Source organism: Candidatus Polarisedimenticolaceae bacterium, from assembly GCA_036275915.1.
Taxonomy (GTDB): domain Bacteria; phylum Acidobacteriota; class Polarisedimenticolia; order Polarisedimenticolales; family DASRJG01; genus DASRJG01.
Window position 1 is genome coordinate 110,035 of sequence record DASUCV010000002.1, and the last position, 10,862, is coordinate 120,896.

Sequence of the window (10,862 nt, forward strand, 5' to 3'; positions counted from 1 at the left end):
AAAAGGGGGCTGTCCCCATTTACAATCGCTCGATGACCGAGCCCGGCCCGCGCTTCGACGGCAACGTTCCGGCGTTCTACGACCGGTTCATGGGGCCGTTCTTCTTCGACCCGTTCGCGAAGGAAACGGCGCGCCGGGTCGCCGCCACGTCGCCGTCCATCGTCCTCGAGATCGCGTGCGGAACGGGGATCGTCACGCGGCGGCTCCGGCAGGCGCTCCCACCGGCATCTCAGATCGTCGCGACCGATCTCAATCAGCCGATGCTCGATTACGCGCGCGCGCGGCTCATGGGCGCCGACGTCCACTGGAGAACCGCCGACGCGCAAGAGCTGCCCTTCAAGAACGGCGCGTTCGACGCGGTCGTCTGCCAGTTCGGTCTGATGTTCGTTCCGGACAAGGAGGCGGCATTCCGCGAGGCGCGCCGGGTCATCCGGCCGGGCGGCGCGCTCGTGCTCGCGACCTGGTGCTCGCTCGACGACAACCCGCCGGCGAGGATCGCGTCGGAGACGCTCGAGCGCCTCTTTCCGGACGATCCGCCGAGGTTCCTCGACATCCCCCACGGGATGCACGACCCGGTCGTGCTCGACCGGCTCGCCCGCGGCGCCGGATTCGATACGGTCGCGGTCGAGCGCGTTGACCTCGAAGCGAGCGCGCCGTCGGCCCGGCACGTCGCGACCGGCCTCGCTCGGGGCACGCCGCTCGCCGGCCTCCTCACCGACCGTGGCGCCGATTTCGACCAGGTGATCGACGCCTTCGCGCGCGGCATGCGTGACGGGGAGGGCGCGGTCCCCTACTCCGCCCCGGTGGCGGCCCTCATCCTGACCGCGACGTAGAATCCCCGGATGATCGGTGCCCTTCTCCTCGCCGCGGCCGCCGCGACGGCGCCGGCCAGGCCCTCGGTCGTGCTCGTCACCCTCGACACGACGCGGGCCGACCACCTCGGCTGCTACGGCTCGACGCGCGCGCTCACCCCGAACATCGACGCGATCGCGCGGTCGGGGGTGAGGTTCGAGAACGCACTCTCGCCGGTGCCGCTGACCCTTCCCGCGCACACGAGCCTGCTCACGGGGCTCGTCCCGCGCCGGCACGGGGTCCGCGACAACGCCGGGTTCAAGCTCGACGCGAAGGTCCCCCTGCTCACCGAGCGGCTCAAGAGCGCGGGGTACGAGACGGCCGCGTTCGTCTCGGCGGCGGTGCTCGATCGCGCCGGGGGCCTCGCGCGCGGCTTCACGACCTACGACGACGGGGTGCGGATCGGTGACAAGCTCGCGTTCAACTACGAGGAGCGCGCGGCGAGCCAGACGATGGAGGCGGTCCTCCCGCGGCTCGCCGAGCTCAAGGCGCCGTTCTTCCTCTGGGTCCACTTCTACGACCCGCACCTCCCCTACGTGCCGCCGAAGCCGTACGCGGCGCGATTCAAGGAACAGCCGTACGACGGCGAGATCGCCTTCATGGATGCGCAGCTCGGGCGGCTCATGGACGCGCTCAAGCGCAAGGGAACGCCGCTCGTCGTCGCCGTCGCCGGCGATCATGGCGAGAGCCTCGGCGAGCACGGCGAAGCGACGCACGGGATCTTCGTCTACCAGGCGACGCAGCACGTCCCGCTCATCCTGCGCGGCCCCGGCCTTCCCGCGGGGACGTCGGTGCGCGCCTGCGTCGGCCTCGTCGACGTTGCCCCGACGATCCTCGATCTCCTCGGCCTCCCCGCGCTCCCCGCGACCGACGGCCGCTCGCTCAAGGGCCTCATGGCGGGCGCCAAGGAACCGGCGCGCGAGTACGAGATGGAGAGCTACTACCCGTCGTTCGCCTACGGGTGGGCGGCGCTCCGCGCGCTCGTCTCGTACCCTTTCAAGTTCATCGACGCGCCGCGGCACGAGCTGTACGAGCTGCCGACCGATCCCGGCGAGAAGCGCGACCTCGTGAAGGCGCGCGCACCCCGCGCGGCGGAGATGGCGGCGTCGCTCGACGCCCGCGCCGGCGCGCTCACCGTCCTCCAGGCCGCGAACGACCCCGACACCCAGGAGCGCCGCGAGAAGCTCGCGTCGCTCGGCTACGTCGGCGGGTCGAGCACGGCCGCCATCGGCGGCCTCGACCCCAAGGACGGGGTGCGTCTCCTCCCCGACCTCGAGGCGGCGCGCCGGTCGATCCAGCTCGGACCGGCGACGGACGCCGTGCCTCCGCTCGAGCGGATCCTGGCGAAGAATCCGGGGAACATCCCGGCGCTCCTGCTCCTGGGCCAGGCGCAGCTCTCGGCCGGCAAGAACGACGAAGCGGTGGCGACCTACAGGAAGGTCAGTGCGACGGCGCCCGGGAACAACCTGGCCTGGTTCGATCTCGGGAACGCGTACGCGACGACCGCGGTCAAGGACGACGCGGCGTTCGCCTCGGCGAAGGCGGCGTGGGACAAGGCGCTCGACCTCGCCCCGCGCCACGCTGACACGTACCTCAACTACGCCTCGCTCCTCGCGACCCGCGGCCAGCCGGAGGAAGCGCGCCAGATGCTCCTCAAGGCACGCGCGCACGACGTCGCCGACCCGACGATCGAGACCGAGCTCGGGATGCTCGAGGTGGCCCGGCGCGACACCGCCGCCGGCAAGGCCGCGCTCGAGCGCGCGATCGCGCTCAACCCCGGACAGGTCGAGGCGCTCGAGGCGCTCGGCAAGCTCACCTACGCCGCCGAGGACTACAAGTCGGCGGCGGGGTTCTACGGCCGGGCGCTCGCGGAGAAGCCGCGGCCGGATCTGGCGAAGACCCTCGGGGCGATCCGCCTCTATCAGCTCGGCGACAAGCCGGGGGCGAAGGCCGCGTTCGAGCAGGCGCTCACCCTCTCGCCCCCCGGCGATCCGGACGTGGCCGACCTTCGCGCTCTCATCGCCGAGCTGTCCAAGTAAAGCTCGTGGACAGGCGCGCGCTCGGCCGTTTCGCTTGGCTGTCGATCGCGGCGGCGGTCGTCACGATCGCGCTCAAGACGGTCGCGTACGTTCTCACGCACTCGGTCGGGCTCTTCTCCGACGCGCTCGAGTCGCTCGTCAACCTGGCCGGCGCGCTCATGGCGCTCGCGATGCTCACCGCCGCCGCGCGGCCGCCGGACGAAGGCCACGCCTACGGCCACGGCAAGGCCGAGTACTTCTCGAGCGTCGTCGAGGGCACCCTGATCTTCCTCGCGGCGATCAGCATCGCCGTGGCGGCGATCCAGCGGATCTTCGTGCCCAAGGCGCTCGAGCAGATCGGCCTGGGGCTCGGCGTCTCGATCGTGGCGTCCGCGATCAACCTCGCGGTGGCGCTCGTCGTCCTCAGCGCCGGCCGGCGGCACCGCTCGATCACCCTCGAGGCGAACGCACGCCACCTCCTGACCGACGTCTACACCTCCGTCGGTGTCGTCGCGGGCGTCGCCGCGGTCGCGCTCACCGGTATCCGGATCCTCGACCCACTGATCGCCCTCGCCGTCGCCGGCAACGTCGTCTGGTCGGGCATCCGCCTCATCCGGATGTCGGTCTCGGGCCTCATGGATGCGGCGCTCCCGCCGGCGGAAATGGCGGCGCTCAAGGCGGCGCTCGAGCGCTACACGAGCCAGGGAATCCAGTACCACGCCCTCCGGACACGGGAGTCGGGCTCCCGCCGGTTCGTCTCGCTCCACGTCCTCGTGCCGGGGGACTGGACGGTCCACCGGGGCCACCGCCTCCTCGAGCGGATCGAGGCGGACATCCGGGGCGCGGTGCCCGACGTGAGCGTCTTCACGCATCTCGAGTCGCTCGACGATCCCGCCTCGTGGGATGATCAGGCGCTCGACCGCCCGGACGGACCCCCGAGGGCCGAACCGCGCTCGAGCTGACGGTGGGGGAAGCCATGGACACGCGCCTGAACCGGATCCGGAAGCGCGTCGCCCGCGAGGGGACGGCGACGCCGGACGACATCGAGGAGCTCGACGCGATCGTCGATCAGGAGGGGCCGACCGCCGAGCGGCTCATCCTCCGCGGCCAGCTCATGCAGCTCGTCGCGGACGAGGAGCCCGACGCGCTCGAAGAGGCGCTCGCCTGCTTCCGCGACGCGGTGAAGCTCGACCCGGAGTCGGCGGAGGCGTACGAGGAGCTGGCGCACTTCCTCGACGACGTCGCCGACGAGCCGGCCGAGGCGGAGACGTTTTTCCGGAAGGCGATCGAGCTGGGCGCGGGCGACTCGGCCCGGGAGGGCCTGCGCGACGTGCTGAGCCAGCTCGGCCGCTCCGAAGAGTAGATGGGGCCGGCGATCCTCGTCGTCTGGTTCGTCGCCGCGCTCGCCGCCGGAGCATCGGGACTCGTCACAAGATTGCAGCCGCCTCTCCCGCAGGCGCTCGTCTTCCTGCTCACGGCCGCCGCGCTGACCGCTTCGTGGTCGGTGCCGTCGCTCAAGCTCTGGGTGAGCGCGCTCTCGCTCGAAAGCCTGGTCGCGGTCCACCTGACACGTTTCGTCGGGATCTACTTCCTCGTCCTCTACGGCGAGGGGAAGCTCCCGCGCGCCTTCGCGGTCCCCGGCGGCTGGGGCGACATCGTGACGGCGTCGTGGGCGCTCGCCCTTCTGGCGCTCGCACGGCCGCTCGCCTCCCGGCGGCGCCTCGTCTACGCGTGGAACCTCTTCGGTCTCCTCGACATCCTCTTCGTCGTCTTCACCGCCGGACGCCTGGCGCGCCTCGACCCCGGCTCGATGGCCGAGCTGCTACGGCTGCCGCTCTCGCTCCTCCCGACGTTCGTCGTCCCGCTCATCATCGCGAGCCACGCCATCGTGCTCGCGAAGCTCCGGACCGGCGGAACGGCGAGCCAGGAGCTGCGCGTCTAAGGAGAATCCCGATGTCGCCCCGATCGATCGCGTTCATCGCCTGCGCTCTCGCCCTCGCCGGCTGCAACTGGACCCCGCCGCCGGAACCGTCGTCGACCGGCGTCCTCAGGATCGACGAAGGGTTCATCGACGCGAACGGCGTGCTCATCTACTACACGGCGTTCGGCGAAGGCGACCCGCTCGTCATCGTCCACGGCGGCCCCGGGGCGTCGCACGACTACCTCCTGCCCGGCCTCCTCCCGCTCGCGCGCACGAACCGCCTCGTCTTCATCGACGAGCGCGGCTCCGGCAAGTCGGAGCGCCTCGAGGATCCCTCGGGCTACACGGTCGAGGCGATGGCCGACGACGTCGAGGCGGTGCGCCGCACGCTCGGCCTCGGCAAGATCAACCTCCTCGGCCATTCCTACGGCGGCGTCCTCGCGCAGGCGTACGCGCTCAAGTACCAGGAGAACCTCGCGCACCTCGTCCTCGCGAGCACCTTCCACAGCACGAAACAACTGAACGCGGTCTTCCGTAAGATGATGGCGGCGATGACTCCCGAGCTGCGCTCACGCATCGAGAAGATGGAGAGGGACGGCCTCTACGGTCACGGGAAGGACTTCGAGAAGAACCGCTACACGAACGAGTACATGACCGCCGCGTGGGGCGAGGGCTACTTCCCGTACCTCTACCGGAAGCATCCCGATCCCGGCTACGACCCCACGAACACGAGCGGCATGTCGTGGGAGCTCTACCGCACCATGTGGGGAAGCCACGGCGAGTACGTCATCGACGGGAACCTCGTCTCGGTCGAGTATGCCGACCGTCTGAAGACGCTCAAGGTCCCGACGCTCATCACCGCCGGCGACCACGACGAGAGCGACCCGTCGATCGCGCGCGACATGCAGACGTGCATCGCGGGCTCGAAGCTCGTCATCCTCCCCGATTCGGGCCACATGACCTTCGTCGACCAGCCGAATCTCTTCAACAAGGCGGTCGACGACTTCCTCCACGGGCGTTGATCGAGAAAGACGCCGCCCCGCGCATCGCCGCGATCGACCTCCTTCGCGGCGCGGCGATGGTCTTGATGGCGATCGACCACGTGCGGGTCTTCTCCGGCGTTCCCGCGGGCGGTCCCGATCCATCGATCTTCTTCACCCGCTGGGTGACTCACTTCTGCGCTCCCATCTTCGTCTTCTTCGCGGGCACGAGCGCGTATTTCTACGGCCTGGCGCACGAGCGCCTCGCGCGGTTCCTCGTCGCGCGCGGAGTGTGGCTGATTTTCTTGGAGCTCACGATCCTTCGCGTCTGCTGGACGTTCAACCTCGACTTCCGGCACTACGAGATGGCGGGCGTCATCTGGGCGATCGGCTGGTCGATGATCGCGCTCGCGGTAGTGTCGAAGCTGCCGCTTCCGGCGATCGCCGTCGTCGGGCTCGGCATCGTGTTCGGGCACAACATCCTCGACGCCAAGGTCGCCGCGATCATCCCGACGCTCGACGGCGGCATCGGCGCGGCGCTCTGGAAGATCCTTTATGTCGGCTTCTCCGCCGGACCGATCCAGGCCGGCCCCGACGGACCCGTCCTCGTCATCCTCTACGCGCTCGTCCCGTGGATCGGCACCATGCTCGCCGGCTACGCGTTCGGGCGCGTGCTCGTGCTGCCGCCCGAGAGACGCAACCGCGCATGCCTCGCGATCGGCGTCGGGGCGATCGTGCTCTTTCTCGCCTTGCGCGGCGCGAACCTCTACGGTGACCCGCGCCCGTGCGGCGCCAAGCCGCCGATGCCCGCCTTCCTCTCGTTCCTCAACACGACGAAGTACCCGGCCTCGCTCCTCTTCCTGCTCATGACGCTCGGCCCCGCGATCGCGATCATGCCGCTCCTCGAGCGGGCCAAGGGCGCGGTGGCGCGCGCGCTCACGGTGTTCGGCCGGGTGCCGTTCTTCTATTACGTGCTCCACATCCCGCTGATCCACGCGCTCGCCTGTCTCGTGTCGCTCGCGCGCGAGGGGCACATCGATCCGTGGCTCTTCGCCAATCACCCGATGGGAAACCCACCGCCGCCCGACGGCTACACATGGAGCTTGCCGCTCCTCTACGGTGTGTGGGCGCTCGCCGTCGTCCTCTTGTGGTTCCCCTGCCGGTGGTTCGCTCAATACAAGCGAACGCACGACGCGTGGTGGCTTCGCTTCGTCTAGTCGACCCGCGCTACCAAAGCTTCGGCAGCGGCTTCCCCGATTCGAGGAACGTCTTCATCGACGACAGCACGATCGGCCAGCCGCGCGAGATCGCGCCCTCCATCTCGGAGCCCGGCTCGAGATCGGCGTGCGTCACCGTCAGCTTGACGACGCCGCGCACCGGCTCGACATCGAACGTCACGCGCGAGTGCTTCGCCGGGTTCTTCTCGTCGGCCGGGAACGCCCAGGTGATGACGATCTTCCGCGGCGGATCGATCTCGACGACCTTGCCGAGGAGCTTGAGCTTCCGCTCGTCATCGGCGGTCCGGTGCTCCCACTTCGATCCGGCCTTCCAGTCCGAGACGTTGTCGTGGTGCCAGTACGCCCGCGTCATCTTCGGGTCGCGGATCGCTTCGAAGACCTTTTCGGCGGTGGATTGGATGTACGTGACGTAGACGAAACGGGGCCGGTCCATGCCTTCCCTCCTTCCACGCGCGCCTTGAGGTCGGCGAGCGCATCGAGACGCTTCCGTTCGTACTTCGACACCCACCGCCCGAGGATCTCGTGCAGGGGCACCGGGTTCAGGTAGTGGAGCTTCTCCCGCCCTCGCCACACGGTCGCCACGAGGTTGGCCTCCTCGAGCGCGTCGAGGTGTTGGGTCACGGCTTGCCGGCTCATCGTCATGTGCCGGCAGAGGTCCCCGAGCGTCTGGCCGTTCTCGTCGTAGAGGGCATCGAGCAGGCGCCGCCGCGCGGGACTGGCGAGAGCGGCGAACACGGCGTCGGCGGACATGAGGGACATTATGCAAGCATTTGCTTGCATGTCAAGTTGTAGCCTGTCGTTGGTGGTTCGTAACTACTGACGACTGACTATCTTTTCTTGGCGAACAACGCCGCGGAGTAGAGGACCGCGATCCCGTAATCGGAGCCGCTGGGCCCGTTGCCGCCGAAGACGGCGGACTGGTAGAGAGCGAACGTCATCGAGAAGTACTCGCGCGGGTCGGTCGTCACCTTGACGCGCGCGCCGGCATAGATGACCGACTGCCAATCGAAGCGGCTCGAGACGTTGAAGACCCGGTCGAGCGCGACGGCGGCGAACGGCGAGACGGTGCGCTCGGGGCGGTAGCCCATTCCAAACATGCCGCCGGCTCCGATCCCGTCCTGCCGCGGCATGTCGACGTTCCAGCGGACCCACGAGAGGCGTGGGCCGGCGGTCCACCACCAGCCGGTCGGGTACGCGGTGCCGAACGAGAGCCCGGCGGCCATGCGGGCGCTGTCGCCGGCGCCCATGACGTCGATGTTGTACTCGTCGAGGAGCGAGACTCCGGCGTAGACCGTCTCGGCCGCGCGCGCGGGAACTGCCGCGGCCATCGCGAGAAGGAGAATGGAAGCAAGGATCCGACGTGGCGACGGCATGGCGCAGCTCTCCCGAGTCGGGGATTCTAACAGCGCGATTTGCGCGCCGACCGTATACTTCCCGCTTCGCATGCGCGGAACCTGGCTCAGCATCCTCCCGGCGACGCTCCTCCTCGCGGCTCGCGCCCTCGCGGCGACCCCGGCGGGGCCGGCGCAAGAGGTCGAGGCGCTGCTCAAGGACGGGAAGGTCGACGACGCCGTCGCGAAGGGCCGGGCGGCGGTAACCCAGCACCCCGACGACGTTGATCTCCGGCTCGCGACGGCCCGCGCCCTGGGCGGTAAGGCACGCAAGCTGACCCACCTCGTCAACGTCAGCGTCTCGCAGGCCGACATCGACAAGGGACAGATCGCGCTCCCCGCCGGCAAGCTCGACGAGACGCCCGTCCAGGTGACCTACGACTCGGCGCTCCTCGAGGAGGCGATCGTCGACCTCGACGAGGGGATCAAGCGCGCGCCGAAGCGCGAGGACATCCGGTTCTTCAAGTGCTTCCTCCTCACCGACGCCTCGCGCCTCGACCGCGCGAAGACCGCGATCGAGGACACGCTCGCCGCGCTTCCCCACACCCCCGAGCTCGCCAAGACGTTGACCACCTTCGCGGCGGAGCGGACGAAGCGCAAGGATCCGGAAGGGGGCGTGACGCTCCTGAATCCGGTCATCAAGGCGTATCCGAACGCCGCCGCGGTCCTCCTCGACTACGGCAACATGCTCACACGCATCGGACGGAAGAAGGAGGCCGACTCCGCCTTCGACCGGGCGGCGGCGCTCAATCCGCAGGACGTGCGCTTCCAGCGCACGCGCGCGACCGCTGCGATGCTCTTCCGCGACTACAAGCGCGCGCAGACGGCGTTCGATGCGGTGTTCCGTGTGAGCAAGGACACGCAGGACCAGTTCGCCTCGTCGGTCGCCGCCTACGGGATCGACCCCAAGGCCTCGGCATCGCTCATGCGCGACCTCGCCCTTCCCTCGGCGTCGGGCGACTCGGCGGTCGAAGATCTCGCGCACTCGTTCGACGTCGTCTCGACGGCAGGGCCGGCGTCACCCGCCGCGATGAGCCTCGCGCACCGGCTCGTCGACCAGAAGCAGCTCGTCCTCGTGATCCCGGTGCTGGACCGCGCGATCAAGGCGAACCCGAAGCTCACCGAGGCGCAGACGATGCTCGCGAAGGTCTTCAGCGACCTCGGATGTCCGAAGCTGGCTCCGGGTGCAGCCGCGGCTCACTGACGAGCAGGCGCGCCTCCCAGGCGCGCAGACAAACCGCGGTCGCAAGGAGGAGCGCCCCCGTCCCCTGGTGGAGAGTCGTGATCGCGACCTTCCAGTCCAGGGGCATCGTGCCCTGCTCGAACGCGCCCCGTACGATCCACGCCGAGAATCCGAGCATGAGCTGGAACCCCGTGCCGTAGATCAGGAGGAGGCCGAGGCGCTTGAGGATCGGCTCGTTCGGGTGGAACCCCCACGCGCGCGCCCCGGCGGCGATCGCGATCCCCGCGGCGACGAACGCCATGACGATGTGCATCATGAGCCCGAGGCTCAGGTGGCGCTGCACCGCGCCGAGCGCGATCTGAACGACGAGGGCGGCGACGGCGAGGGTGGCGATCGCGCGATCGCCGCCCGCGCTCGCGGTACGCTCGGGGTCGCGGTCGCTCCGCCAGGTCCGGCTCAGGACGACCGCGATGACGACGAGGAGCGCGAGAAAGATCTGCGCGGTCACCCCGTGGACGACGGCGAGGTAGAGGTTCGTCTGGGTCACGCGCAGGCCACCCAGGATCCCCTGCACGACGACGAGCGCCAGCGCAGCGAGGGCGAGCCGCTTGACCCACCCGCGCCGCTCGGTGAAGAGGACGCGGAGGGCGAGCGTGAGCGTGGTCAGGCCGACGAGCGCGCCGAGCAGGCGGTGGGCGTGCTCGTAGTAGATCCCGCCGGTCATCCGCGAGAACGGGTAGAGGAACATGTTGTAGCCGTACGAGGTCGGCCAGTCGGCGACGGCGAGACCCGCCTTGTTGCTGGTGACGAGGCCACCCGCGACGACGAGAAGAACGGTCGCCGCGACCGCGACGACAGCGAGGAGCGCGGTCCAGTCCGCCGCCTCGCGCGAGGCCTTCTTCCGGCGCACGCCCAGGAGCGCTCCCGCCCCGGCGACCGCCGCCGAGACGAGGATCGACCCCGGCACGAACAGTCCAGCCGCCGGGACGAGCGCGTTCGGGCTCTCGGTCTTCGTGAGGAAGCTCCCGAGGACGAGCAGGTTCAGGAGGCCGCTCGAAGCGCCGGTGAGAACGCCGCCCCAGACCCCGTGATCGCCGATCGCCCCCGCAGCGCGTCCGCCGAGGAAGAGGACGGCGAGCAGCCCGGCCAGCACGACGCTCGACGGGGCGAGCACGACCGGGAGGCGCCCGACGTACGCGACCGCCCACAGGGCGACGGTGGTGCCGAACGCGAGTGCCAGGACGTCGCCGTAGCGGCGCGTGTCGCTCATGGGCGCGGC

General features: G+C 69.7%; 12 protein-coding genes. 8 read left to right on the top strand and 4 right to left on the bottom strand.

The window, feature by feature from the left end; all coding sequences use genetic code 11:
* Window positions 1–32 precede the first annotated feature (32 nt).
* From VFV19_01225 to VFV19_01255, 7 genes are read left to right on the top strand one after another with little or no spacing between them, the layout of a single operon-like run.
* Window positions 33–833, top strand: a complete 801-nt coding sequence (locus VFV19_01225; GenBank protein HEX4822911.1) for a class I SAM-dependent methyltransferase — start codon at window positions 33–35, stop codon at window positions 831–833.
* A gap of 9 nt (window positions 834–842) precedes the next feature.
* Window positions 843–2,891, top strand: coding sequence for a sulfatase-like hydrolase/transferase (locus tag VFV19_01230; GenBank protein HEX4822912.1), 2,049 nt, complete (start codon window positions 843–845; stop codon window positions 2,889–2,891).
* Window positions 2,892–2,896: 5 nt separating this feature from the next.
* Window positions 2,897–3,832, top strand: a complete 936-nt coding sequence (locus VFV19_01235; protein HEX4822913.1) for a cation diffusion facilitator family transporter — start codon at window positions 2,897–2,899, stop codon at window positions 3,830–3,832.
* Between the two features lie 14 nt (window positions 3,833–3,846).
* Window positions 3,847–4,233, top strand: coding sequence for a hypothetical protein (locus tag VFV19_01240; GenBank protein HEX4822914.1), 387 nt, complete (start codon window positions 3,847–3,849; stop codon window positions 4,231–4,233).
* Window positions 4,234–4,812, top strand: coding sequence for a hypothetical protein (locus VFV19_01245; protein HEX4822915.1), 579 nt, complete (start codon window positions 4,234–4,236; stop codon window positions 4,810–4,812). It abuts the gene before it with no gap.
* Window positions 4,813–4,823: 11 nt separating this feature from the next.
* Window positions 4,824–5,813: a proline iminopeptidase-family hydrolase gene (locus VFV19_01250; GenBank protein HEX4822916.1), complete on the top strand. Its 990-nt coding sequence runs from the start codon at window positions 4,824–4,826 to the stop codon at window positions 5,811–5,813.
* Complete coding sequence (locus tag VFV19_01255; protein ID HEX4822917.1) at window positions 5,810–6,988, top strand: heparan-alpha-glucosaminide N-acetyltransferase domain-containing protein; 1,179 nt, start codon at window positions 5,810–5,812, stop codon at window positions 6,986–6,988. Before VFV19_01250 ends, VFV19_01255 begins: the two co-directional genes overlap by 4 nt.
* Window positions 6,989–6,998: 10 nt before the next feature.
* Here VFV19_01255 and VFV19_01260 read toward each other — a convergent pair whose 3' ends face one another.
* The 3 genes from VFV19_01260 to VFV19_01270 all read right to left on the bottom strand — a co-directional run bounded on the left by VFV19_01260 (window position 6,999) and on the right by VFV19_01270 (window position 8,382).
* Window positions 6,999–7,442, bottom strand: a complete 444-nt coding sequence (locus VFV19_01260; protein HEX4822918.1) for an SRPBCC family protein — start codon at window positions 7,440–7,442, stop codon at window positions 6,999–7,001.
* On the bottom strand, window positions 7,358–7,759 hold the full coding sequence (locus tag VFV19_01265) for a helix-turn-helix transcriptional regulator (GenBank protein HEX4822919.1): 402 nt from the start codon (window positions 7,757–7,759) through the stop codon (window positions 7,358–7,360). Before VFV19_01265 ends, VFV19_01260 begins: the two co-directional genes overlap by 85 nt.
* Window positions 7,760–7,836: 77 nt before the next feature.
* Entirely contained in the window at window positions 7,837–8,382 is a 546-nt protein-coding gene (locus VFV19_01270) for a hypothetical protein (GenBank protein ID HEX4822920.1), read from the bottom strand.
* Between the two features lie 70 nt (window positions 8,383–8,452).
* Between VFV19_01270 and VFV19_01275 the strand changes: the two genes are divergently transcribed.
* On the top strand, window positions 8,453–9,604 hold the full coding sequence (locus VFV19_01275) for a tetratricopeptide repeat protein (GenBank protein ID HEX4822921.1): 1,152 nt from the start codon (window positions 8,453–8,455) through the stop codon (window positions 9,602–9,604).
* Here VFV19_01275 and VFV19_01280 read toward each other — a convergent pair.
* Window positions 9,552–10,853, bottom strand: coding sequence for a COX15/CtaA family protein (locus VFV19_01280; GenBank protein HEX4822922.1), 1,302 nt, complete (start codon window positions 10,851–10,853; stop codon window positions 9,552–9,554). The two genes, VFV19_01275 and VFV19_01280, sit on opposite strands and share 53 nt — an antisense overlap.
* Window positions 10,854–10,862 lie beyond the last annotated feature (9 nt).

Excerpts from the sequence above, each read along its gene's own strand:
- VFV19_01270 (HEX4822920.1), bottom strand. The coding sequence starts at position 8,382 with ATGCCGTCGCCACGTCGGATCCTTGCTTCCATTCTCCTTCTCGCGATG.
- VFV19_01250 (HEX4822916.1), top strand. The coding sequence starts at position 4,824 with ATGTCGCCCCGATCGATCGCGTTCATCGCCTGCGCTCTCGCCCTCGCC.
- VFV19_01240 (HEX4822914.1), top strand. The coding sequence starts at position 3,847 with ATGGACACGCGCCTGAACCGGATCCGGAAGCGCGTCGCCCGCGAGGGG.
- VFV19_01265 (HEX4822919.1), bottom strand. The coding sequence starts at position 7,759 with ATGTCCGCCGACGCCGTGTTCGCCGCTCTCGCCAGTCCCGCGCGGCGG.
- VFV19_01230 (HEX4822912.1), top strand. The coding sequence starts at position 843 with ATGATCGGTGCCCTTCTCCTCGCCGCGGCCGCCGCGACGGCGCCGGCC.
- VFV19_01260 (HEX4822918.1), bottom strand. The coding sequence starts at position 7,442 with ATGGACCGGCCCCGTTTCGTCTACGTCACGTACATCCAATCCACCGCC.
- VFV19_01245 (HEX4822915.1), top strand. The coding sequence starts at position 4,234 with ATGGGGCCGGCGATCCTCGTCGTCTGGTTCGTCGCCGCGCTCGCCGCC.
- VFV19_01280 (HEX4822922.1), bottom strand. The coding sequence starts at position 10,853 with ATGAGCGACACGCGCCGCTACGGCGACGTCCTGGCACTCGCGTTCGGC.
- VFV19_01225 (HEX4822911.1), top strand. The coding sequence starts at position 33 with ATGACCGAGCCCGGCCCGCGCTTCGACGGCAACGTTCCGGCGTTCTAC.
- VFV19_01275 (HEX4822921.1), top strand. The coding sequence starts at position 8,453 with ATGCGCGGAACCTGGCTCAGCATCCTCCCGGCGACGCTCCTCCTCGCG.